A 24420-nucleotide genomic window follows, 5' to 3' on the forward strand; every position below is an offset into this window, starting at 1 on the left:
ATGGTCAAAGTTTATGCCCCGGCTTCCAGCGCCAATATGAGCGTCGGATTTGATGTGCTGGGTGCGGCGGTTGCGCCGGTCGACGGGTCGCCGCTGGGCGATACGGTAACGGTTGACGCCGCCGACAGTTTTAGCCTCACGAATGTGGGCCGTTTCGCCAGCAAGCTGCCGCCCGAACCGCGCGAAAATATTGTTTATCAGTGCTGGGAGCGTTTTTGTCAGGAAATTGGCAAGAACGTGCCCGTCGCGATGACGCTTGAAAAAAGCATGCCAATTGGTTCCGGTCTCGGTTCCAGCGCCTGTTCAGTCGTTGCTGCACTGGTGGCGATGAACGAATATTGCGGCAAGCCGTTGAATAACAACCGCCTGCTGGCGCTGATGGGCGAGCTGGAAGGGCGTATCTCCGGCAGCATTCATTACGATAATGTCGCACCGTGCTTCCTCGGCGGTATGCAGCTGATGATCGAAGAGAACGGCATTATCAGCCAACAGGTGCCTGGCTTTGACGAGTGGCTATGGGTGCTGGCGTACCCGGGTATTAAAGTGTCGACCGCCGAAGCGCGTGCGATTTTACCCGCGCAGTACCGCCGTCAGGATTGCATCGCGCACGGTCGTCATCTGGCAGGCTTCATTCACGCCTGTTATACCCGTCAGCCTGCGTTGGCGGCGAAGCTGATGAAAGACGTCATCGCCGAGCCGTATCGCACCAAACTTCTGCCGGGCTTCACTGAAGCGCGTCAGGCATCGCTGGATATTGGCGCGCAGGCGTGCGGTATTTCCGGCTCCGGCCCGACGCTGTTCGCATTATGCGATAAGCCTGATACCGCGCAGCGCGTGGCGGACTGGCTGGCGAAAAACTACCTGCAAAATCAGGAAGGCTTTGTTCATATTTGCCGGCTGGACACGGCAGGCGCACGAGTACTGGGATAATTGATGAAACTCTACAATCTGAAAGATCATAACGAACAGGTCAGCTTCGCGCAGGCGGTGACTCAGGGCCTGGGCAAAAATCAGGGGCTGTTCTTCCCGCACGACTTGCCGGAATTTAGCCTGACTGAAATCGATGAAATGCTGAAGCAAGATTTTGTCAGCCGCAGCGCCAAAATCGTCTCCGCATTTATTGGCGATGAAATTCCGCAAGCTGAGCTGGAAGAGCGTGTTCGCGCGGCGTTTGCGTTCCCGGCTCCGGTAAAATCGGTTGAGCCGGATATCGGCTGTCTGGAGCTGTTCCACGGCCCAACGCTAGCGTTTAAAGACTTTGGCGGCCGCTTTATGGCGCAAATGCTGACGCACATCAGCGGCGATAAACCGGTCACTATCCTGACTGCGACGTCCGGTGACACCGGCGCGGCTGTGGCTCACGCGTTTTACGGTCTGAAAAACGTGCGCGTGGTGATCCTCTATCCGCAGGGCAAAATCAGCCCGCTGCAGGAAAAACTGTTCTGTACGCTGGGCGGCAACATTGAAACCGTCGCTATCGACGGTGATTTTGATGCTTGTCAGGCGCTGGTGAAACAGGCGTTTGATGACGAAGAGCTGAAAGTGGCGCTGGGCTTAAACTCCGCCAACTCCATTAACATCAGCCGCCTGCTGGCGCAGATTTGCTACTACTTCGAAGCGGTCGCGCAACTCCCGCAGGAAGCGCGTAATCAGCTGGTGATCTCCGTCCCAAGCGGTAACTTTGGCGACCTGACTGCAGGTCTGCTGGCGAAATCCCTCGGGTTGCCAGTCAAGCGTTTTATCGCGGCCACCAACGCCAATGATACGGTTCCCCGTTTCCTGAAAGACGGCAAATGGACGCCAAACGCGACCAAAGCGACCCTCTCTAACGCGATGGATGTGTCACAGCCGAACAACTGGCCGCGTGTAGAAGAGCTGTTCCGCCGCAAAATCTGGCGTCTGAGCGATCTGGGTTATGCCGCCGTTACCGACGAAACCACCAAAGCGACGATGCGCGAGCTGAAAGCGGTGGGGTACATCTCTGAGCCGCATGCGGCGATTGCGTACCGCGCGCTGCGTGACCAGCTCAATCCAGGTGAATACGGCCTGTTCCTCGGCACTGCGCATCCGGCAAAATTTAAAGAGAGCGTCGATGAGATTCTGGGTGAATCGCTGCCGCTGCCAAAAGAGCTGGCGGACCGTGCCGATCTGCCGCTCCTGTCTCACTCTTTGCCTGCGGATTTTGCCGCGTTGCGTAAGCTGATGATGACGCGCGGATAGTTTTATCACGCGATGATTCAGGCCGGAGGATATCCGGCCTTTTTTATGCCCAAATACGGAGAAAATAAGGAGAGATCGTGTGGGAAAAAAGCAGGAATTCCCAATAAATGCGCCCACTTAGAGAATAGGATTGCAGAGGATAACAACCCGCATACTCCTCACGTAATCTCCTTTCATCGGCCCGTGTTGGGCAAGAATGAGAAGGAGTACCCGATGTCTAAACTGAAACCTGCTTTGCTTGCACTTTCACTGATGCTGGTGGCTCCCACGGTTGTGCAGGCAGCCGACATCACGCTAGTACCCGCCGTAAAATTACAGATTGGCGATCGAGACGATCGGGGTCACCACTGGGATGGCGGCCGCTGGCGCGACAATGACTGGTGGAAATCGCATTACGAGTGGCGAGATAACCGCTGGCATCCGCATGACGGTCACCGGGATCGTCATGATAATCGCCGTGATAAACATCATGACGATCGTGGACACGGTCCGGACTGGAAGCATCGCTGATTGTTCTGCTTCCTCTCTCCCTAAAAGGGGCGTGAGGGAAAACGGGCGCTGAAGCGTTTCTCAGTATTGCATCGTGGCGAAAAGCCCCTCTCCCTGTGGGGAGAGGGTTAAGGTGAGGAACTGAATTACTGCTCGTGGCGCTTAAACACCAGCTCGCCTTTCTCGGACGCTTCGCCGTCAAAGAAATAGCCTTCACTGTTAAATGCGGTGAGTTGCTCAGGTTTTGTCAGACGATTTTCAATGATGTAACGGCTCATCAGCCCGCGTGCTTTTTTGGCGTAGAAGCTGATGACTTTGAATTTGCCATTTTTCTCGTCGAGGAAGACGGGTTTGATAATCTCCGCATTCAGCTTTTTCGGCTTCACGGACCGGTAATATTCATCGGATGCCAGGTTGATGACGATAGTGTCACCCTGGGCTTTCAGCGCGTCGTTAAGCTTCTCTGTGATGATATCGCCCCAGAAATGGTACAGATCTTTGCCTTTGGCATTTTCCAGGCGAATGCCCATCTCAAGACGGTACGGCTGCATCAAATCCAGCGGGCGCAGCACGCCGTACAGACCCGATAACATGCGCAGATGCTGCTGGGCGAAATCAAAATCGGCCTCGCTGAATTCTTCCGCCTGCAAGCCGGTGTACACGTCACCTTTGAACGCGAGGATCGCCTGACGGGCATTTTTCGGCGTGAAATCCGGCTGCCAGTCGTGGAAACGGGTGGCGTTGAGATCGGCGAGTTTGTCGCTGATGCTCATCAACTTGCCAATTTGCGGGGCGGAGAGTTTGCGCGCCTCGCGAATCAGCTGTTGTGAATGATCCAGCAGTTCGGGCTGGGTATAGCGCTCGGTGGCGAGCGGGCTCTGGTAATCGAGCGTTTTTGCAGGTGAAATCAGAATCAGCATAACCAGTCCTTGCAGGAAATTTAGTGCGACTTTAGCAAAAAATCCGCTTCAGTTGATCGATGGCTGCTATTGCCGTGGCAAATCATCCCAGGTGCCCGGCGCAATTTGTGACTTGATGTCGGGGTAACGAGCCGCGTCAAACACCGGTTTTAGCCCCAGCTTACGCTGGCGTAAATAGTCGCTGGCGATAAGCGCGACAACTGGAGACAGCAGCAAAATGGCCGTCAGGTTAGTGATCGCCATCAGCGCCATAATCACGTCCGCCAGTTGCCAGACCAGCGGTAGGCTAAGCATCGACCCAACCAGCACCATTCCAGCGATCCCAACCCGCAGCAGCCATAACGCTTTGCGCGAATCAAAACGCAGAAAAATCAGGTTAGTTTCAGCATAAATATAATTGGCGACAATCGAGCTGAACGAAAATAGGATCACGATAAGCGACACAAAACCTGCGCCCCAGCCACCGGCAAGATTCACCAGCGCCTGCTGAACAATCTGAATACCTTCTGGACTGCGGGTATGCGTTACAGGGCCCGCGAGCAGCACAATCATGGCGCTGGCGGAGCAGATAATGATGGTGTCGACGAATACGCCAATCATCTGCACGATACCTTGCGCGGCAGGGTGCGGGGGCCATGAGGCCGCTGCGGCAGCGGCATTCGGTGTGGAACCCATTCCGGCTTCGTTAGAGAACATGCCGCGCTGAAAACCCGCCGTCAGCGCCTGGCTCAGGGTATATCCCAGCGCCCCTGCTGCGGCTTCTCGCCAGCCGAAAGCGGCTTTGAAAATGGTGGCGATCACATCCGGAAGCTGGTCAAGATGCATGGCGGTAACGACCAGGCTGGTGCTGACCCACAACAGCGCTATCACCGGCACCAGCCACTGCATCAGGCGTGCAACGCCTTTGATGCCTGTCACGATGACCATCAGGGTCGCGGCAGCCAGCATCGCGCCGGTTATCCATTCCGGGAAATCAAACGCGTAGCGCAGAGCGTGCGCCACCGAGTTGGCTTGTACCGTGTTGAAAATAAGACCATAAGCGATGAGTAGCAAAACAGAAAACAGCACGCCCATCCAGCGCATACCCAGGCCGCGCGACATATACCAGGCCGGGCCACCGCGAAACTGACCGTGCCGATCCCGCTCTTTGTAGAGCTGCGCCAGCGAGCATTCGGCAAACGACGTCGCCATTCCGATAAGCGCCGTGACCCACATCCAGAACACGGCTCCCGGGCCGCCTGCGCCAATGGCTAACGCCACGCCCGCCAGATTCCCGCTGCCAACGCGGGCGGCGAGGCTGGTGCAGAGCGCCTGAAAAGAGGTTAATCCATCGGGTTGCGGGGTGACGCTATTTTTCAGACTTTTACCAAACTGGCGAATATAGCGAAATTGAATAAAACCGCTGCGTACCGTGAACCATATTCCGGCTCCCAGCAGCAAATAGATCATCACTGAGCCCCACAGGACCTCATTGATAAAGGAAAAGAAATCAGGCATTAACGTCCCTCTTGTTGATGCCACTGCTTACCCGTCATACTTCAAGCCGCAGGTGCGTTGGCTGCGCTCGTTCACCCTGGTCACTTACTCAATGTAAGCCCCTGGGGGATTCGCTCGCTTGCCGCCTTTCTGCAACACGAATTATTTTGGGTAAGTACAAATCGAGAGCCTGTTGTTAATTAGCAGGCTGTTAATATTCGGAGTTTATCATACTATCCGTTAGCGCACTGTCTGCGGTTGCGCTGCTATTCCGTCGTGTTATCATCAGGGCAGACCGGTTACATCCCCCTAACAAGTAAACCTGTCATTTTTCCGTTGCTGGCATGCTGTCGGTGGCGTGAATTATCCAGGGCACGTAAAAAGAGAAAGACTATCATGACGGATAAATTGACCTCCCTTCGTCAGTTCACCACTGTCGTAGCTGACACCGGAGATATCGCGGCAATGAAGTTGTACCAGCCGCAGGATGCCACAACTAACCCTTCTCTGATTCTTAACGCCGCACAGATTCCTGAGTACCGCAAACTGATCGACGAAGCTGTCACCTGGGCGAAAGGCCAGAGCAACGATCGTGCGCAGCAGGTTGTGGACGCGACTGACAAACTGGCTGTAAACATCGGTCTGGAGATCCTGAAACTGGTTCCGGGCCGTATTTCTACCGAAGTTGACGCACGTCTGTCCTACGACACCGACGCGTCAATCGCCAAAGCCAAACACCTGATCAAACTGTATAACGATGCTGGCATCAGCAACGATCGCATTCTGATCAAACTGGCATCCACCTGGCAGGGCATCCGCGCTGCAGAACAGCTGGAAAAAGAAGGTATCAACTGTAACCTGACGCTGCTGTTCTCCTTCGCTCAGGCGCGTGCTTGTGCTGAAGCCGGCGTGTACCTGATTTCTCCGTTCGTGGGCCGTATCATGGACTGGTACAAAGCCAACACCGACAAGAAAGAGTTCGCACCAGCGGAAGATCCAGGCGTGATTTCCGTGAGCGAAATCTACCAGTACTACAAACAGCACGGCTATGAAACCGTCGTTATGGGCGCAAGCTTCCGTAACGTGGGTGAAATCATTGAGCTGGCTGGCTGTGACCGCCTGACCATTGCCCCTGCACTGCTGAAAGAGCTGGCAGAGAGCGAAGGCGCGCTGGAGCGTAAACTGTCTTACACCGGTGAAGTGAAAGCGCGTCCAGAACGCATCACTGAATCCGAGTTCCTGTGGCAGCACAACCAGGATCCAATGGCTGTAGACAAACTGGCGGACGGTATCCGTAAGTTTGCTGTTGACCAGGAAAAACTGGAAAAAATGATCGGCGATCTGCTGTAATCATTCTGCGTGACCGGGCCTCCGGTCACGCGACTTCTTTCATACCCTGTCTGAATTCCCCCTCTGCGTGTATCATTCCCGTTAATCAGTATTGTTTGAATGGAAATGGATATGAATACATTACGCATCGGCTTAGTGTCGATTTCTGACCGCGCTTCCAGCGGTATTTACGAAGATAAAGGCATTCCGGCTCTGGAAGCCTGGCTGGCGACAGCGCTCACGACGCCTTTTGAAATCCAGACGCGCTTAATCCCGGATGAGCAGGCGATCATTGAGCAGACGCTTTGCGAGCTGGTGGATGAGATGAGCTGCCACCTGGTGCTGACCACGGGCGGAACAGGCCCGGCGCGCCGTGATGTCACCCCAGATGCAACGCTGGCGATTGCCGATCGCGAGATGCCAGGGTTTGGCGAACAGATGCGCCAGATCAGCCTGCACTTTGTCCCGACGGCGATCCTGTCCCGTCAGGTTGGCGTGATTCGTAAGCAGGCGTTGATTCTGAATTTGCCTGGCCAGCCGAAGTCGATCAAAGAGACGCTGGAAGGCGTGAAAGCGGAAGACGGCAAAGTGGTCGTCGCGGGGATATTCGCCAGTGTACCGTATTGTATACAGCTGCTTGATGGGCCCTACGTCGAAACCGATCCGCAAGTGGTAGCAGCATTTCGGCCTAAAAGCGCAAGGCGCGAAACAATATCCTGAAATTAGCCCATCTGTGACATAAGCTACAGCTGGAATAGCGTGTTGATAGATTTACGGTATAGTAATTTTTTCTTTACGATCACTGTAAAATTAAATCAACAACGCTGGAAAGGTTTGCTATGTCACATTACACCCGGCCTCTGAATCGTCAGGACTACAAAACGCTTACGCTCGCTGCCCTTGGCGGCGCGCTGGAGTTCTACGATTTCATCATTTTTGTCTTTTTTGCTGCCGTTGTGGGGGAACTGTTCTTCCCGGCGGATATCCCGGAATGGCTGCGCCAGGTTCAGACCTTCGGCATTTTTGCGGCAGGTTATCTGGCGCGTCCGCTCGGCGGCATTATCATGGCCCACTTTGGCGATCTGGTCGGGCGTAAAAAAATGTTTACCCTCAGCATCCTGCTGATGGCCGTGCCAACGCTGGCCATTGGTCTGCTGCCGACGTACGCCACGATGGGTATTCTTGCCCCTGTTTTACTGCTGCTGATGCGTATTTTGCAGGGCGCGGCGATCGGCGGAGAAGTCCCAGGCGCATGGGTTTTTGTGGCTGAACATGTGCCTGCGCGTCGCATCGGGATCGCGTGCGGAACATTAACCGCGGGTCTGACCGTCGGGATTTTGCTCGGCTCCGTCGTCGCGACGCTCATTAACACCAGTATGACGACGCAAGCGGTGCATGAGTGGGGCTGGCGTATCCCGTTCCTGCTCGGTGGTGCGTTTGGTCTGGTGGCGATGTATCTCCGCCGCTGGTTGCAGGAAACCCCTATCTTCCTTGAAATGCAGCAGCGTAAAGCCCTGGCGCAAGAACTGCCGGTGAAATCTGTTGTGGCGCATCACAAGAAAGCCGTGGTGATTTCCATGCTGCTGACCTGGCTGCTGTCCGCCGGGATTGTGGTGGTGATTCTTATGTCGCCCGTCTGGCTGCAAAAACAGTACGGCTTTGCCCCCGCGGTCACGCTGCAGGCGAACAGCATCGCGACCATCATGCTGTGCTTAGGCTGTTTGATTGCCGGTGTGGCGGCGGATCGCTTTGGCGCGAGCCTGACGTTTATCGTCGGCAGCCTGTTACTGGCGGGATCAAGCTGGGCGTTCTATCACCTTGCTGGGAGCCATCCGGAACAGCTTTTCCTGCTGTATGGTGTGGTAGGGCTTTGCGTGGGCGTCGTGGGCGCTGTGCCGTACGTTATGGTACGCGCGTTCCCGGCAGAAGTGCGATTCACCGGCATTTCGTTTTCGTACAACGTCTCCTACGCCATCTTTGGCGGTCTGACACCGATTGCCGTCACGCTGCTGATGGGCGTGTCGCCGATGGCTCCGGCCTGGTATGTGCTGGCGCTGTCACTGATGGGGCTGGCGTTAGGGATTTGGTTGCGCGGTGAGCGCCATCAGCTGATGGCGCATACACCAGTTAGTGAGGGGTAAAACTCAGGATGATGTTGTCATCCGGGATTTGCGTGAAGTTTTTAATCAGTTCGTGATAATCCGCCAGCGGATCGACGTCATTGAAGAGCGTTGGGTAGAAAATTTTGCTCAACGCTTCAATGGCAATAATGTTGTACGGATTGTTATAGAAGTGATGATACAGCGCGCCGGTATGCCCTTGCGCCACGGCCGGAATGCTGCTCACTCCCTGGCGTGACACCAGCGCGTTAAAGGCCGCAGCAACATCGCTTTCCGCCACGTTGTAGCCAAACGGAATAATCGCCGTGCCTTTGGCCGGGCGTTTTGAACCGGTCATCAGGTAATAATCGGGGTTCAGAGAGATAATCTTTTCAACCGAGACATTTCCGCTCGCACCCGGCAGCAACTGTGAACCGATATTCACACCGCCAGCCGCTTCAACCAAACCGCCCCAGCCGTTGCGCGCATGGGTAAAGCAGCAGCCGTTATCCAGCCCGGCAACGCCTGCGATCGGCTCGATGAACACCAGCGGTTTTTTCGCAACTTTAGCCAGGCGCTGGTGAATCTTGTCGAGACGCTGCTGATAGAAATCAATATACGCCTGCGCACGCTCGCGTTGCCCCAACACTTTACCCAGCAGGGCAATGCTCGGAACGGTGTTTTCAACCGGGTGCAATTCGTAATCCACAAAGACCACGGGGACGTGTAGCGCCTCAAGCTTCGCTAATACGCCGCTCTGCACCAGCGACGGTTTGGCGCGGAGCTGGGCAATCATCAGGTCCGGCTGGCGAGAGATCACCGTTTCAAGATCCACATTCCCCTGATCGGAGAATTTCATATCGAGGATTTTTTCTGCTTCCGGCCATTTGCGCTTCAGCACGTTCCAGGTTTCAGTGTCCTGTTTTTTCGGCAGATTATTCCACGCCACGACGTTAGCAAACGGGTTGTCGCGCTCAAGCATCGCCAGCGTCAGGATATCGCGGCCATCCTGTAAAATGATGCGCTGCGGCGCCTGTGGGATCGTCACCGTGCGGTTATCAATATCGTTCACCGTCACCGGCCAGTCTTGCGCCATCGCCAGCAGCGGTGAGAGCAGCAGCGCTGCGCCGAGTAATGCCTTCTTAAGTGTCATTATTTCCCCGTCATTCCTTTATTTTTATGTTGTTAACCCATCGACCACCACATGCGGTAGCCCTTGCGAACACGTTTCCACGCGCCCCTGCACGCCATACACCGTCGCCAGATTTGCGGGGGTGACGACCTCTCCCGGAATACCGCTGGCAATCAGCGCACCGTTTTTTAACATCACCGCATATTGCGCGTGGCGCAGCGCAATGTTGATGTCGTGAATCACCACGACGGTGACGATATTGCGCTGTCGTGTTTCACGGGCAACGATATCCATAACGTGAAACTGATAGTTGAGGTCGAGCGCGCTAAGCGGTTCATCCAGTAGGAGTAAATCAGGCTGACGGATCAGCGATTGCGCCAACCCGATCAGCTGTTTTTGGCCGCCGGAGAGCTGGTCGAGATAGCTCATCGCCAGATGCGAGACGCCGAGTTTATGCAAAATGTCATAAGCTTCTTGTTCGGCATTGCCGTGGGTGTCGCCGCCGCTGGCGCGGCGCGCAACGATCACCGATTCCAGGGCGTGCAAATGCACTCCTGCCGGAAGCGACTGCGGCAAATACACCACTTTTTGCGCACGCTTTGCGGGCGGCAGGGTCATCAGATCCTCACCGTTGAGGGCGATTTTGCCTTGCGCCGGATTGAGATCAGCCAGCGCGCGCAGCAGCGTTGATTTCCCCGAACCGTTGGGCCCTAGCAGGGCGGTGATTTTGCCGCGCGGCAGCAGCGGGGTGGTAAGCCCGTCGATGATTTTCTTTTTGCGATAACCGGTGTGCAGATCGGTAACGAGTAAACCGTCCATCAGAGCGTTCCCCGGTGGCGAATAATAATGCTCAGGAAGAAAGGCACGCCGACCAGTGACGTGACAATCCCGACGGGAATGATGACGCCAGGCACGATATTTTTAGACAGCACGGAGGCCAGGGAAAGCACCAGCGCGCCGATCAGCATACTGCCCGGCAGGTAAAAGCGGTGATCTTCACCAAACATCATGCGGGAAATATGCGGGGCGACAAGACCGATAAAGCCGATCGGGCCGACAAAGGCCACCGTCAGAGCCGAAATGATGCTGATGCGCAGCAGGGTGGTGAGCCGCAGTTTGCGCACGTTGATGCCAAAGCTGACGGCGCGATCTTCCCCCAGACGCAGGGCGGTAAGCTTCCACGCGTTTTTCAGCGAGAGCGGGACGACAATCAGCAGCACCACGACCAGAATCGCCAGTTTCTCCCACGATGCGCGTGCCAGGCTGCCCATCGTCCAGAACACTAGCCCCTGTAAGGTGTCTTCGCTGGCGACAAACTGCAGAATCGAAATTAATGCATTGAACGTGAACACCAACGCGATACCAAACAGCACCACGCCGGATGTGGCGACGCGTGTCCAGCGGCTGATACCGTCGAGAATAAAGCAGGCCATCAGTGCAAAAACAAAAGCGTTAACGGAGATAAACCACTGGTCGGGAATGCCAGGAATCCCTACGCCAAGGATGATCGCCAGTGCGGCACCAAACGAGGCGGCAGAGGAAACGCCCAGCGTAAATGGGCTGGCGAGGGGGTTATTCAGGATGGTTTGCATCTCGGCACCGGCTAAACCCAACGCCAGACCGACGACCACCGCCATGAGCGCGAAAGGCAGCCGTAAATCCCAGACGATCACGCGGGTGCCCGCGTCAGCGGAGGCGGCATCAAACAGCGTGTGCCAAAGCGTGGCGACGGAAATTCCGGACGGGCCGAGGGTAAAATCAAGCAGCAGCGAGAGCAGGATCAGCAGCAGGAGAACACCGCCGAGGATAAAGCGCCGCAAGATGATTTTCTTGTAATGCGACGCGACAGCGGCACCGTCAGGATTAGCCTTGGTGGCTAAAATGGAACTCATTGGCTTACCTTATGCAACACATCAGAACCGTATTTTATCCCAAAACGTTCCTGTACAAAGGCTGCCTGATATCCAATATCCGGGGATGCTGCCGGTGACAATATTCCGGATGATAATGCTTATCAATTGAAAATACAGGAATCACAGATGCCGTTTAGCTACGGTTGCAGTTTCGCACAAAAATTAACCTTCGAGTTTTCGAAACGTCATGTACGCACCGGCTGCACTCAGGGTCACAGGGACCAGAAAGCTATGGTCCATGCGGGTGAATTCCATCATGAGTGCGATAGCGGTAACGGGCATTTGCATGGATGCCGATAAAAAACCTGCCGCGCCCGTCAGCGTAAAGCTGGCCATATCGCTCCCAGGAAAGAAGCGGCCAAGCAGCATAAAGAGCAGCGAACCCAGCAGTGCGCCAACGGCGAGCCCGGGCGTCAATAATCCCCCTTCCGCACCGCCGCGTAAAACGGCCCAGATCACGAAGATTTTGAGACACAGAATCGCGGCCGCAAGTTTCAGCGTGACGTCGCCCGCAAGCGTGAGCTGAATCGGGCCTTTGCCGTTGCCGGGCAACTGCGGAAACCACATGGATAACGCGCCCAGTGCCGCGAATGCCACCAGACTGAACACCGGCATTTGCCAGTTGCTGCGCACTTTGCTGCGCGCGCGCTGGGTAATGCGGCGAAACCAAAAGGCGGTAACGCCAAACAGTGGGCCTGAAAATGCGGCCCAGAAGACCAGCGAGCTGGCAGCCATTTCGGTCGTAAAGCGATATTGGTGTTCATCGCCCAGCCCCAGCGTAGCGACCCACGCCGCAAGGGCTGACGTCACCAGAGCGGCAATGGCCGCTTCCCAGCTAAAGCTGATTAATAGCACTTCGAGGGTGAAAATCGCGCCAGCCAGCGGAACGTTGTACACCGCCGCCAGCCCCGCGCCTGCACCGCAGGCAATCATCAGTTGGATATCTGCTGGCGTCAGGTGCAAACGCCGGGCAATTCCTCCGGCAAACAACGCGCCCACTTCACGCGGTGCAACTTCGCGGCCCAGCGGTGAGCCCATCGCAACGGTGATAATTTGCAGCAGAGCGTGAATAAGCGTGGTGATGCCAGGCATCGGTTTATCGGGCTGGTTGACGGCGGCGCTAATACTGACGCGTTTTTTACCGTAGCGCGCAAGGAGCCACCAGCCGCAGCCCGCAATGAGGCCCGCAGCCAGCAGGGCGAGAAATCTCCGCTGCGCGCTGGCATCCGTCACGCCTTCTAAAAAAGATTGCGGGCTGATGAGCGCTTTCTGGCTGTAGCCATAAACGAGATGCTGGATCTCGTGCAGAAGCAGGGCGAGCAGCATGCCACCCAGCCCGGCCAAAATGCCGGTGAGCAATAAGGCGATCCAGCGTTGCAGCCAGTAAGAACGAGAGGGGACATTCGCCGTCATATGAGCATCTTTAAGAAAAGAGTGAGAACCAGTGTTCCACAAAGCGCATTAACAGGATATCAATCAGAAGTATAAAGCGGGGGATTTCGTGCCCGCGAGGCGGGCACGAAGGGGGATCAGTGTTTTTCACCAATCGGCAGAACGGTACGGCCAAACTGTTCGTTCAGCACTTCACCCATTGCCAGGTAGATAGCGCTTGCGCCACACACCAGACCAATCCAGCCTGCAATGTGAACGATACCTTCGTTATCCGCCAGATGACCAATCGCCAGCAGGGCGAACAGAACGGTCAGGCTCAGGAACACGAACTGCAGCGCGCGGTTGCCCGCCAGAGTGCCGAAGAACATGAACAGCGTGAAGACGCCCCACAGGCCCAGGTATACGCCCAGAAAGTGCGCGTTGGCCGCGTCAGCCAGACCCATTTTCGGCATGATCAGAATAGCGACCAGAGTCAGCCAGAATGAACCGTAAGAGGTGAATGCCGTTAAACCGAAGGTATTGCCTTTTTTATATTCCAGCAGGCCCGCGAAGATTTGCGCGATACCGCCGTAAAAAATGCCCATCGCCAGGATAATGCTATCCATCGGGAAGAAACCGATGTTATGCAGGTTCAGCAGAATTGTGGTCATGCCAAAACCCATCAGGCCCAGCGGAGCCGGATTAGCCAACTTAGTGTTGCCCATAAGTCCTCAAAAGAAATCATCATTAAATGGTGAAGTGGTTAAACCCGCGCCAACTCTCCCTGGCGGGGCGCGGCATCATAAAGGGCGCAACACTCGACGTCTATGATCTGAACAGGGGGAATTTAAAATATTTTTTATGCTTACCCCTTGATGGATGCGGTTACGACCCCATCTTGTAGTCAACCGCAGTGAGTGAAGCTGAAAAAAATCAAATCTGGGCAGTTGAAACCGCACGTTTCGCCCTTATTACAGATTCACAACCACATGATGAACAAATTTTTAGTGGAGACGTTTAGATGGGTAAAATTATTGGTATCGACTTGGGTACTACCAACTCTTGTGTAGCGATTATGGATGGTACTACTGCTCGTGTGCTGGAGAACGCCGAAGGCGATCGCACCACGCCTTCTATTATTGCGTATACCCAGGACGGTGAAACTCTGGTTGGCCAGCCGGCTAAACGTCAGGCCGTGACAAACCCGCAAAACACGCTTTTTGCGATTAAACGCCTGATTGGTCGCCGCTTCCAGGACGAAGAAGTGCAGCGTGATGAAGCCATCATGCCGTACAAAATCATCGGTGCAGACAACGGTGATGCATGGATCGACGTGAAGGGCCAGAAAATGGCACCACCGCAGATCTCTGCTGAAGTGCTGAAGAAAATGAAGAAAACGGCTGAAGATTACCTGGGCGAACCGGTAACTGAAGCGGTTATCACCGTACCTGCATACTTCAACGATGCACAGCGTCAGGCAACGAAAGATGCCGGTCGTATCGCGGGTCTGGAAGTAAAACGTATTATCAACGAACCAACTGCTGCTGCTCTGGCTTACGGCCTGGACAAAGAAGTTGGCAACCGTACTATCGCGGTTTATGACCTCGGTGGCGGTACTTTCGATATCTCTATTATCGAAATCGACGAAGTTGACGGCGAAAAAACCTTCGAAGTTCTGGCAACCAACGGTGATACCCACCTGGGTGGTGAAGACTTCGACAGCCGTATGATCAACTACCTCGTTGACGAATTTAAGAAAGATCAGGGCATTGACCTGCGTAACGATCCGCTGGCCATGCAGCGCCTGAAAGAAGCCGCAGAAAAAGCGAAAATTGAGCTCTCTTCTGCGCAGCAGACCGACGTTAACCTGCCGTACATCACTGCAGACGCGAGCGGTCCAAAACACATGAACATCAAAGTGACCCGTGCGAAACTGGAAAGCCTGGTCGAAGACCTGGTGAACCGTTCTATCGAGCCACTGAAAGTTGCTCTGCAGGATGCGGGCCTGTCTGTCTCTGATATCCAGGACGTTATTCTTGTTGGTGGTCAGACACGTATGCCAATGGTTCAGAAGAAAGTGGCTGAATTCTTTGGTAAAGAGCCGCGTAAAGACGTTAACCCGGACGAAGCCGTTGCAATCGGTGCTGCTGTTCAGGGTGGTGTATTGACCGGTGAAGTGAAAGACGTACTGCTGCTGGACGTTACCCCGCTGTCTCTGGGTATCGAAACCATGGGCGGCGTGATGACGGCGCTGATCAGCAAAAACACCACCATCCCGACCAAGCACAGCCAGGTGTTCTCTACCGCTGAAGACAACCAGTCTGCGGTAACCATCCATGTGCTGCAGGGTGAGCGTAAACGTGCTGCGGATAACAAAGATCTGGGCCAGTTTAACCTCGACGGTATCAGCCCGGCACCGCGCGGTATGCCTCAGATCGAAGTGACTTTTGACATCGATGCTGATGGTATCCTGCACGTTTCCGCGAAAGACAAAAACAGCGGTAAAGAGCAGAAGATCACCATCAAGGCGTCTTCTGGTCTGAACGAAGAAGAGATCCAGAAAATGGTGCGTGAAGCGGAAGCTAACGCCGAGTCTGACCGTAAGTTCGAAGAACTGGTTCAGACCCGTAACCAGGGTGACCATTTGCTGCACAGTACGCGTAAGCAGGTTGAAGAAGCAGGCGATCAACTGCCAGCTGACGATAAAACCGCTATCGAGACTGCATTGAGCGCGCTGGAAACTTCCCTGAAAGGCGAAGACAAAGCGGATATCGAAGCGAAAATGCAGGAACTGGCGCAAGCGTCCCAGAAGCTGATGGAAATTGCTCAGCAACAGCACGCACAGCAGCAAGCGGGTGCAGCAGGCGCTGATGCTTCTCAGAACAATGCGAAAGACGACGACGTTGTTGACGCTGAGTTCGAAGAAGTTAAAGACAAAAAGTAATCGCCCTGATGCAGGGTAATTAATCGGCACGGGCGTAGAGGTTTCCTCTCCGCCCGTGCTCGCATGTTAAGGGGCTGAAAAAACCAATGGCAAAGCAAGATTTTTACGAGATTTTAGGCGTTCCGAAAACCGCGGAAGAGCGTGAAATCAAGAAGGCGTACAAGCGCCTGGCCATGAAGTTTCACCCGGATCGTAATCAGGGTGATAAAGAGGCCGAAGCCAAATTTAAAGAGATCAAAGAAGCCTACGAGATCCTGACCGATGCGCAGAAGCGTGCGGCGTACGATCAGTACGGTCATGCCGCGTTTGAACAAGGTGGCATGGGCGGTGGTGGTTACGGTGGCGGCGGCTTTGGCGGCGGCGGTGCTGATTTTGGCGATATCTTTGGCGATGTTTTCGGTGATATCTTCGGCGGTGGCCGTGGACGCCAGCGCGCGTCCCGTGGTGCAGATCTGCGCTACAACATGGAATTGACGCTGGAAGAAGCAGTACGTGGTGTGACCAAAGAGATCCGCATTCCTACGCTGGAAGAGTGTGATATCTGCCACGGCAGCGGCGCGAAAGTCGGCACTAAACCGCAGACGTGTCCTACCTGTCATGGTTCCGGTCAGGTCCAGATTCGTCAGGGCTTCTTCGCGGTGCAGCAAGCGTGTCCGCACTGTCATGGTCGCGGTACGTTGATTAAAGATCCGTGCAACAAGTGTCACGGTCATGGCCGCATCGAGAAAACCAAAACCCTGTCTGTGAAAATCCCGGCAGGCGTTGACACCGGTGACCGTATTCGTCTGGCAGGTGAAGGTGAAGCGGGTGAACACGGCGCGCAGGCAGGCGATCTGTACGTTCAGGTTCAGGTAAAACAGCACGCGATTTTCGAGCGTGAAGGGAATAACCTGTACTGCGAAGTGCCGATCAACTTTGCGATGGCTGCACTGGGTGGCGAAATTGAAGTCCCGACTTTAGACGGTCGTGTGAATCTGAAAGTCCCTGGTGAGACACAAACCGGCAAGCTGTTCCGCATGCGTGGAAGAGGCGTTAAATCGGTTCGCGGCGGTGCGCAGGGTGACCTGCTGTGTCGTGTGGTCGTTGAAACACCAGTCGGTCTGAACGACAAACAGAAACAGCTGTTAAAAGAGTTACAGGAAAGCTTCGGCGGCCCAACGGGTGCAAATAACAGTCCGCGTTCCAAAAGCTTCTTCGACGGCGTGAAAAAGTTCTTCGATGATTTGACCCGCTAAACCGTTAGCTGGTGTGTAAATCACAAAGCCCGGAAGCGATTCCGGGCTTTTTGTTTTTGTGCATATTGCTCGGTAAAACTGAGTTTATACTCAATATTAATCTGTTTTTCCCGAGCTGTTGGCCTTGGTATGATGGTTTTAACGAAGTATCGTCTTTAAGAGAGAACCAAAGTGAAATTACTACACCGTTTCTTCAGTAATGAAGCGTCCGGCGGCATTATTTTGATTATCGCCGCTGCGGCCGCGATGGTATTCGCTAACCTGGATGCGACTCAGGGTCTGTATCACGCATTTCTGGAAACGCCCGTTGAAATCCGCGTGGGTGTTCTGGAAATCAACAAGAACATGCTGCTGTGGATTAACGACGCGCTGATGGCGGTCTTTTTCCTGCTTGTGGGTCTGGAAGTGAAGCGCGAGCTGGTTCAGGGATCGCTCGCCAGCCGCCAACGCGCGGCGTTTCCAGTCATTGCAGCGATTGGCGGTATGGTCGTGCCTGCGTTGCTCTATCTGGCATTTAACTATCAGGATCCTATTGCGCGCCAGGGATGGGCTATTCCCGCAGCAACGGATATTGCGTTTGCGCTTGGCGTACTGGCGCTATTGGGCAGCCGCGTTCCGGTGGCGTTGAAGATTTTCCTGATGGCCCTGGCGATTATCGATGACCTTGGCGCTATCGTGATCATTGCGCTGTTCTACACCAGCGATCTGTCGATTCTGTCGCTGAGCGTTGCCGCAGGGGCTATCGCTGCGCTGGCGCTGCTGAACATCTTTAACGTGCGCAGAACGGGGATCTACATTTTGGTTGGCGTGGTGCTGTGGACCGCGGTATTGAAATCGGGTGTCCATGCCACGCTGGCTGGCGTGATTATCGGCTTCTTTATACCGCTCAAGGAACAGAACGGTCACTCGCCGGCCAGTCAGCTGGAACATGTCCTGCATCCATGGGTGGCGTTTATGATTCTGCCGCTTTTCGCCTTTGCTAATGCGGGCGTGTCCCTGCAGGGCGTGACGCTTTCAGGGCTGACCTCCATGCTGCCGATGGGCATTATTGCCGGTCTGTTTATTGGTAAGCCGCTGGGCATCAGCCTGTTCTGCTGGCTGGCACTAAAGCTGAAACTCGCGTCATTACCGGAGGGGACGACTTTCCGACAGATTATGGCGGTGGGCGTGCTGTGCGGAATTGGCTTCACGATGTCCATTTTCATCTCGACGCTGGCGTTTGCATCAATGGATCCGCAGCTCATCGTGTGGGCTAAGCTCGGTATTCTGACCGGATCGTTGCTGGCGGCGTTTGTCGGCTACGCATTATTGAAAGTGAAATTGTCGGGGCAGGTCCAGCCGGTTTAACAGGCAGGGGAAGGGCACGGGTCCCTTCCCTAAGACACTATCAGGGAGCGAAGATACGATGTCTCATATCAATTACAACCATCTTTACTACTTCTGGAATGTCTACAAAGAGGGTTCCGTTGTGGGGGCGGCAGAGGCGTTATATCTGACGCCGCAGACCATTACCGGTCAGATAAAGGCACTTGAAGAACGTCTGCAAGGGAAGCTGTTTAAACGTAAAGGGCGCGGAATTGAGCCAACCGAGCTTGGCGAACTGGTGTTTCGCTATGCCGATAAGATGTTCACGCTGAGCCAGGAAATGCTCGATATCGTCAACTATCGCAAAGAGTCGAATTTACTCTTTGATGTCGGCGTCGCGGATGCGCTCTCAAAACGCCTGGTAAGCGGTGTGCTGGACGCGGCGGTGGTAGAAGATGAACAGATCCATCTGCGCTGCTTTGAATCCACACACGAGATGCTGCTGGAGCAGTTGAGCCAGCATAAGCTGGATATCATCATTTCCGATTGTCCGATTGATTCTACGCAGCAGGAGGGGTTGTTCTCGGTGAAGATAGGTGAATGCGGGGTGAGCTTCTGGTGCATTAACCCGCCGCCGGAAAAACCGTTTCCAGCCTGTCTCGAGGAGCGACGGCTGTTAGTACCGGGACGGCGATCGATGCTGGGGCGTAAGCTGCTCAACTGGTTTAACTCGCAGGGGTTGAAAGTGGAGATCCTTGGGGAGTTTGATGATGCCGCGCTGATGAAAGCCTTTGGCGAAGCGCATAACGCTATTTTTGTCGCGCCGACGCTGTACGCGCACGATCTTTATATCGATGAGAAGGTAACGGAGATTGGACGAGTGGATAACGTGATGGAAGAGTACCACGCGATATTCGCTGAGCGAATGATTCAACATCCGGCGGTGCAGCGCATCTGTAACCGCGACTACTCGGCGTTGTTTACTCCGCCAGCGTCACGTTAAGCCAATAAAAAAACCCGCGTTAAGCGGGTTCTTTAAACAAGCAACAACAAGTGGCGATTAAGCCAGTTTGCTGATCTGCGCGGTCAAGTTTGCTTTATGACGCGCTGCTTTGTTTTTGTGGATCAGACCTTTAGCAGCCTGACGGTCCACGATTGGTTGCATTTCGTTAAATGCGTTCTGCGCTGCAGCTTTGTCGCCAGCTTCGATTGCTGCGTATACTTTCTTGATGAAAGTACGCATCATAGAGCGACGGCTTGCGTTGTGCTTACGAGCCTTTTCAGACTGAACGGCACGTTTCTTAGCTGATTTGATATTAGCCAAGTCCAACTCCCAAATATGATCTATGTGGACAATTCAAAGGCCGAGGAATATGCCCTCTATACCTTCTTTTGTCAATGGATTTGTGCAAATAAGCGCCGTTTAAATGGCGACGCTACGTTACGTAGTGATGGCGCAGGATTCTACCAGCTTGTCTCTCTTGAATACAGTCTTTCGGCACAAAAAACGCAGTTGGCAGGCAGATTTTTTTGCTTCTTAAGATAAGGTCCATGAAATCATGGCCGCTTTCTGAAGTGAGGGAACAATCGCCAGTTAACGTTAACCGCTGTACAAGGTATACTTTGGCGATTTTCACTGTCTTGAGCCTGTCATGAAGCTGATACGCGGCATACATAATCTTAGCCAGGCCCCTCATGGGTGCGTGCTGACAATTGGTAATTTCGACGGCGTACATCGTGGTCATCAGGCGCTGTTGCAGGGATTGCGTAAAGAGGGCCAGGCCCGTGGTCTGCCTGTTGTGGTGATGATTTTTGAGCCGCAACCGCTGGAGCTGTTTGCGGGTGATAAAGCCCCCGCTCGCTTAACGCGACTGCGCGACAAGTTGCGCTATCTGGCAGAGTGTGGCGTGGATTACGTACTGTGCGTACGTTTTGACCAACGTTTTGCTGCGCTTACGGCGCAGGCTTTCGTTGGCGATCTGCTGGTCAAACGTCTGGGCGTGCAGTTTCTTGCCGTGGGCGATGATTTCCGCTTTGGCGCTGGTCGTCAGGGGGATTTCTTGTTATTACAGAAGGCGGGTCTGGAATTCGGCTTTGATGTCACCAGCACCATGACGTTCTGTGAAGGCGGCGTGCGTGTGAGCAGTACGGCGGTTCGCCTGGCACTCGCCGACGACCAGCTGGACGTGGCGGAGACCCTCTTAGGGCATCCGTTCTCGATTTCAGGCCGCGTTGTGCATGGTGACGCGCTAGGGCGCACAATAGGTTTCCCGACGGCGAACGTACCGCTGCGTCGTCAGGTATCCCCGGTGAAAGGGGTGTATGCGGTTGAAGTCAGCGGGCTTGGCGATACGCTTTTGCCCGGCGTTGCCAACATTGGTACCCGCCCAACGGTTGCCGGTGTGCGTCAGCAGCTGGAAGTACATCTGCTGGACGTTGTAATGGACCTTTATGGTCGCCATATAGATGTAATCCTGCGTAAAAAAATACGCAATGAGCAGCGATTTGCTTCGCTTGATGAGCTGAAAGCACAAATTGCGCGCGATGAGTTAACGGCCCGCGAATATTTTGGGCTATCGAACCCGGCTTAACGCCTGAATGAGTTTTAAATACGGAACCGAGAATCTAATGAGTGACTATAAATCGACCCTGAATTTGCCGGAAACAGGGTTCCCGATGCGCGGCGATCTCGCCAAGCGTGAACCGGGAATGCTGGCACGTTGGACCGAAGATGACCTGTACGGCATCATTCGTGCCGCTAAGAAAGGCAAAAAATCCTTCATTCTGCATGATGGCCCTCCTTATGCGAATGGCAGCATTCATATTGGTCACTCTGTAAACAAGATTCTGAAAGACATTATCGTGAAGTCCAAAGGGCTCACGGGTTTTGACTCGCCTTATGTGCCGGGTTGGGACTGCCACGGTCTGCCGATCGAGCTGAAAGTAGAGCAAGAATACGGCAAGCCGGGTGAGAAATTCACGGCAGCGGAGTTTCGCGCAAAATGCCGTGAATACGCGGCCGCGCAGGTTGATGGTCAGCGTAAAGACTTTATCCGTCTGGGTGTGCTGGGCGACTGGTCACGTCCATACCTGACCATGGACTTCAAAACTGAAGCCAACATTATTCGTGCGCTGGGTAAAATCATCGGTAACGGCCACCTGCATAAAGGCGCGAAGCCTGTGCACTGGTGCGTTGACTGCCGTTCTGCGCTGGCTGAAGCCGAAGTAGAGTATTACGACAAAACGTCTCCTTCTATCGACGTGGCTTTCCACGCTGTAGATCCGGACGCGGTTAAAGCCAAATTCGGTGTCTCTTCCGTAAACGGCCCTATTTCTCTGGTTATCTGGACCACCACGCCGTGGACGTTGCCTGCTAACCGCGCCATTTCCCTCTCTGCTGATTTCGATTATGCGCTGGTGCAGATTGAAGGGCAGGCGGTGATCCTGGCGAAAGATCTGGTTGAGAGCGTACTGAAACGTACGCACATCAAGGATTACACCGTGCTGGGTACGGTGAACGGTGCTGAGCTTGAACTGCTACGCTTTAAACATCCGTTCCTCGATTTCGACGTGCCAGCCATTTTAGGCGATCACGTCACGCTGGAAGCGGGTACCGGTGCGGTTCATACTGCTGGTGGGCACGGTCCGGACGATTACAATATCAGCCTGAAATACGGTCTGGAAATCGCGAATCCGGTTGGCCCGGACGGCGCTTATCTGCCGGGCACCTACCCGGCGCTGGACGGTATCAACGTCTTCAAAGCTAACGACATCATCGTTGACATGCTACGTACAAGCGGTGCGCTGCTGCACGTTGAGAAGATGCAGCACAGCTATCCATGCTGCTGGCGTCATAAGTCGCCGATCATCTTCCGTGCGACCCCGCAGTGGTTCATCAGCATGGATCAGAAAGGCCTGCGCGCGCAGTCTCTGAAAGAGATCAAAGGCGTGCAGTGGATCCCGGACTGGGGCCAGGCGCGTATCGAATCCATGGTCGCCAACCGTCCTGACTGGTGTATCTCCCGTCAGCGTACCTGGGGCGTGCCTATGTCTCTGTTTGTGCATAAAGAGACGCAGGAGCTGCATCCGAATACCCTCCAACTGATGGAAGATGTAGCCAAACGCGTTGAAGCCGACGGCATCCAGGCATGGTGGGATCTGGATTCAAAAGAGATCCTGGGCGCTGACGCCGACAATTACGAGAAAGTGCCTGACACCCTCGACGTCTGGTTCGACTCTGGCTCAACCCACTCTTCCGTAGTTGACGTGCGTCCTGAGTTCTCGGGTCACGCTGCCGATATGTATCTGGAAGGTTCTGACCAACACCGCGGCTGGTTCATGTCATCTCTGATGATCTCTACCGCGATGAAAGGCAAAGCGCCTTACCGTCAGGTGCTGACTCACGGTTTCACCGTGGATGGTCAGGGCCGTAAAATGTCCAAATCCATCGGTAACACCGTTTCTCCGCAGGACGTGATGAACAAACTCGGCGCGGACATTCTGCGTCTGTGGGTGGCATCAACGGACTACACCGGTGAGATGGCGGTATCGGATGAGATCCTGAAACGCGCTGCCGACAGCTATCGTCGTATCCGTAACACCGCGCGCTTCCTGCTCGCCAACCTGAACGGGTTCAACCCGGTTACCGACATGGTGAAACCGGAAGAGATGGTCGTTCTGGATCGTTGGGCGGTAGGCTGTGCGCAAGCGGCGCAGGAAGATATTCTGAAAGCCTACGAGTCTTACGACTTCCACGAAGTGGTGCAGCGCCTGATGCGTTTCTGCTCCATCGAGATGGGCTCGTTCTACCTCGACATCATCAAAGACCGTCAGTACACCGCGAAAGCCGACAGCGTGGCGCGTCGCAGCTGCCAGACCGCGCTGTTCCACATCGCAGAAGCGCTGGTTCGTTGGATGGCACCAATCATGTCCTTCACCGCAGATGAAATCTGGGCCTACCTGCCAGGCGATCGCGAGAAATACGTGTTCACCGGCGAATGGTACGAAGGTCTGTTTGGTCTTGCTGAAACCGAAGCGATGAACGATACCTTCTGGGACGAGCTGCTGAAAGTGCGTGGCGAAGTGAACAAAGTTATCGAACAGGCGCGCGCCGACAAGAAAGTCGGTGGTTCTCTGGAAGCGGCAGTGACGTTGTACGCAGAACCAGAACTCGCCGCGAAGCTGACCGCGCTGGGTGATGAATTACGATTTGTCCTGTTGACCTCGGGTGCTCAGGTTGCCGATTATGCACAAGCTACCGCTGATGCTCAGCAGAGCGAACTGCTCAAAGGGCTGAAAGTGGCATTGGCAAAAGCCGAAGGTGATAAATGTCCGCGTTGCTGGCATTACACCACCGATGTCGGCCAGGTGGCGGAACACGCAGAAATCTGTGGACGCTGTGTTACTAACATCGCCGGTGATGGCGAAAAACGTAAGTTTGCCTGATGACTAAATCTTTTTGTTCAACAGGACTGCGCTGGCTATGGCTGGTGGTCGTCGTGCTGATTATTGATTTGGGCAGCAAGTTCCTGATCCTCCAGAACTTTGCTCTGGGGGATACGGTACCGCTGTTCCCGTCACTGAATCTGCATTATGCGCGCAACTACGGCGCGGCGTTTAGCTTCCTCGCCGACAGTGGCGGCTGGCAACGCTGGTTCTTCGCGGGTATCGCGTTGGGTATCTGCCTGGTGCTGACCGTGATGATGTATCGCTCGAAGGCTAGCCAGAAGCTGAACAACATTGCTTACGCGCTGATTATTGGTGGCGCGCTGGGCAATCTGTTCGATCGTCTGTGGCACGGCTTTGTCGTCGATATGATCGACTTCTACGTCGGCAACTGGCACTTCGCGACGTTCAACCTGGCTGATAGCGCCATTTGCATTGGCGCGGCGATGATTGTGCTGGAAGGCTTTTTGCCAAACGCTGCCGCGAAGAAACAGGCGTAATCTTTATTGCCCGGTGAGCGTTATGCCGCCGGGCTAAAACAA

Annotated in this window: 21 protein-coding genes; 13 read left to right on the forward strand and 8 right to left on the reverse strand. The window is 54.5% G+C overall.

All coding sequences use genetic code 11. The features are described from left to right. From thrB to I6L74_RS11555, 3 genes are all read left to right on the forward strand, one after another. The gene (gene thrB, locus I6L74_RS11545) at positions 1 to 930 is read left to right on the forward strand and encodes a homoserine kinase (protein ID WP_059180180.1); all 930 of its coding nucleotides are present in this window, start codon (positions 1 to 3) and stop codon (positions 928 to 930) included. Positions 931 to 933: 3 nt separating this feature from the next. Then, positions 934 to 2220 carry a threonine synthase gene (thrC, locus tag I6L74_RS11550; RefSeq protein WP_059180179.1) on the forward strand — a complete coding sequence of 429 codons (1287 nt, stop codon included), beginning with the start codon at positions 934 to 936 and terminating at the stop codon, positions 2218 to 2220. A gap of 213 nt (positions 2221 to 2433) precedes the next feature. After that, positions 2434 to 2730: a DUF2502 domain-containing protein gene (locus I6L74_RS11555; RefSeq protein WP_059180178.1), complete on the forward strand. Its 297-nt coding sequence runs from the start codon at positions 2434 to 2436 to the stop codon at positions 2728 to 2730. 125 nt (positions 2731 to 2855) lie between these two features. On the opposite strand, the gene yaaA is transcribed toward I6L74_RS11555, so the two are convergent. Together yaaA and I6L74_RS11565 are read right to left on the reverse strand one after the other, a co-directional pair. Next, the gene (gene yaaA / locus I6L74_RS11560; protein WP_059180177.1) at positions 2856 to 3629 is read right to left on the reverse strand and encodes a peroxide stress protein YaaA; all 774 of its coding nucleotides are present in this window, start codon (positions 3627 to 3629) and stop codon (positions 2856 to 2858) included. A gap of 66 nt (positions 3630 to 3695) precedes the next feature. Beyond that, on the reverse strand, positions 3696 to 5126 hold the full coding sequence (locus tag I6L74_RS11565) for an alanine/glycine:cation symporter family protein (protein ID WP_059180176.1): 1431 nt from the start codon (positions 5124 to 5126) through the stop codon (positions 3696 to 3698). Positions 5127 to 5501: 375 nt separating this feature from the next. On the opposite strand from I6L74_RS11565, the gene tal reads away from it, so the two are divergent. The 3 genes from tal (at position 5502) to I6L74_RS11580 (ending at position 8575) form a co-directional block, all read left to right on the forward strand. Further along, positions 5502 to 6455: a transaldolase gene (tal, locus tag I6L74_RS11570; RefSeq protein ID WP_059180175.1), complete on the forward strand. Its 954-nt coding sequence runs from the start codon at positions 5502 to 5504 to the stop codon at positions 6453 to 6455. A gap of 111 nt (positions 6456 to 6566) precedes the next feature. Next, the gene (mog, locus tag I6L74_RS11575; protein WP_059180174.1) at positions 6567 to 7154 is read left to right on the forward strand and encodes a molybdopterin adenylyltransferase; all 588 of its coding nucleotides are present in this window, start codon (positions 6567 to 6569) and stop codon (positions 7152 to 7154) included. 119 nt (positions 7155 to 7273) lie between these two features. Then, the gene (locus I6L74_RS11580; protein WP_059180173.1) at positions 7274 to 8575 is read left to right on the forward strand and encodes an MFS transporter; all 1302 of its coding nucleotides are present in this window, start codon (positions 7274 to 7276) and stop codon (positions 8573 to 8575) included. Here I6L74_RS11580 and I6L74_RS11585 read toward each other — a convergent pair. From I6L74_RS11585 to satP, 5 genes are all read right to left on the reverse strand, one after another. Continuing rightward, positions 8562 to 9686, reverse strand: coding sequence for an ABC transporter substrate-binding protein (locus tag I6L74_RS11585; RefSeq protein WP_059180172.1), 1125 nt, complete (start codon positions 9684 to 9686; stop codon positions 8562 to 8564). The two genes, I6L74_RS11580 and I6L74_RS11585, sit on opposite strands and share 14 nt — an antisense overlap. 24 nt (positions 9687 to 9710) lie before the next feature. Then, a complete protein-coding gene (locus I6L74_RS11590; protein ID WP_394373371.1) occupies positions 9711 to 10487 on the reverse strand; it encodes an ABC transporter ATP-binding protein in 777 nt (258 codons plus the stop codon). Further along, positions 10484 to 11557, reverse strand: a complete 1074-nt coding sequence (locus I6L74_RS11595) for a FecCD family ABC transporter permease (RefSeq protein WP_059180170.1) — start codon at positions 11555 to 11557, stop codon at positions 10484 to 10486. The genes I6L74_RS11590 and I6L74_RS11595 overlap by 4 nt, the downstream gene beginning before the upstream one ends. 183 nt (positions 11558 to 11740) lie before the next feature. Further along, entirely contained in the window at positions 11741 to 12991 is a 1251-nt protein-coding gene (locus I6L74_RS11600; protein ID WP_059180169.1) for a chloride channel protein, read from the reverse strand. Between the two features lie 116 nt (positions 12992 to 13107). Next, positions 13108 to 13674 (reverse strand): acetate uptake transporter, encoded by a 567-nt coding sequence (satP, locus tag I6L74_RS11605; RefSeq protein ID WP_012015986.1) that lies wholly within the window; start codon positions 13672 to 13674, stop codon positions 13108 to 13110. A gap of 296 nt (positions 13675 to 13970) precedes the next feature. Between satP and dnaK the strand changes: the two genes are divergently transcribed. From dnaK to nhaR, 4 genes are all read left to right on the forward strand, one after another. Then, entirely contained in the window at positions 13971 to 15893 is a 1923-nt protein-coding gene (gene dnaK, locus I6L74_RS11610; RefSeq protein WP_059180168.1) for a molecular chaperone DnaK, read from the forward strand. Between the two features lie 86 nt (positions 15894 to 15979). Further along, positions 15980 to 17128 (forward strand): molecular chaperone DnaJ, encoded by a 1149-nt coding sequence (gene dnaJ / locus I6L74_RS11615; RefSeq protein WP_059180167.1) that lies wholly within the window; start codon positions 15980 to 15982, stop codon positions 17126 to 17128. A 171-nt stretch (positions 17129 to 17299) separates the two neighbouring features. Then, positions 17300 to 18475, forward strand: coding sequence for a Na+/H+ antiporter NhaA (gene nhaA, locus I6L74_RS11620; RefSeq protein WP_059180166.1), 1176 nt, complete (start codon positions 17300 to 17302; stop codon positions 18473 to 18475). Positions 18476 to 18533: 58 nt separating this feature from the next. Then, on the forward strand, positions 18534 to 19436 hold the full coding sequence (gene nhaR / locus I6L74_RS11625) for a transcriptional activator NhaR (RefSeq protein ID WP_059180165.1): 903 nt from the start codon (positions 18534 to 18536) through the stop codon (positions 19434 to 19436). Positions 19437 to 19493: 57 nt separating this feature from the next. Here nhaR and rpsT read toward each other — a convergent pair whose 3' ends face one another. Next, positions 19494 to 19757 (reverse strand): 30S ribosomal protein S20, encoded by a 264-nt coding sequence (gene rpsT / locus I6L74_RS11630; protein ID WP_012015991.1) that lies wholly within the window; start codon positions 19755 to 19757, stop codon positions 19494 to 19496. A 328-nt stretch (positions 19758 to 20085) separates the two neighbouring features. On the opposite strand from rpsT, the gene ribF reads away from it, so the two are divergent. The 3 genes from ribF to lspA are packed head-to-tail and all read left to right on the forward strand — an operon-like array spanning position 20086 to position 24378. Beyond that, the gene (gene ribF / locus I6L74_RS11635) at positions 20086 to 21024 is read left to right on the forward strand and encodes a bifunctional riboflavin kinase/FAD synthetase (RefSeq protein ID WP_059180164.1); all 939 of its coding nucleotides are present in this window, start codon (positions 20086 to 20088) and stop codon (positions 21022 to 21024) included. 37 nt (positions 21025 to 21061) lie between these two features. Beyond that, a complete protein-coding gene (gene ileS, locus I6L74_RS11640; protein ID WP_059180163.1) occupies positions 21062 to 23878 on the forward strand; it encodes an isoleucine--tRNA ligase in 2817 nt (938 codons plus the stop codon). Continuing rightward, entirely contained in the window at positions 23878 to 24378 is a 501-nt protein-coding gene (gene lspA, locus I6L74_RS11645; RefSeq protein WP_059180162.1) for a signal peptidase II, read from the forward strand. Before ileS ends, lspA begins: the two co-directional genes overlap by 1 nt. Positions 24379 to 24420: the final 42 nt, after the last annotated feature.

The sequence above is a fragment of the Lelliottia amnigena genome, from assembly GCF_019047465.1.
GTDB classification, from domain to species: domain Bacteria; phylum Pseudomonadota; class Gammaproteobacteria; order Enterobacterales; family Enterobacteriaceae; genus Enterobacter; species Enterobacter amnigenus.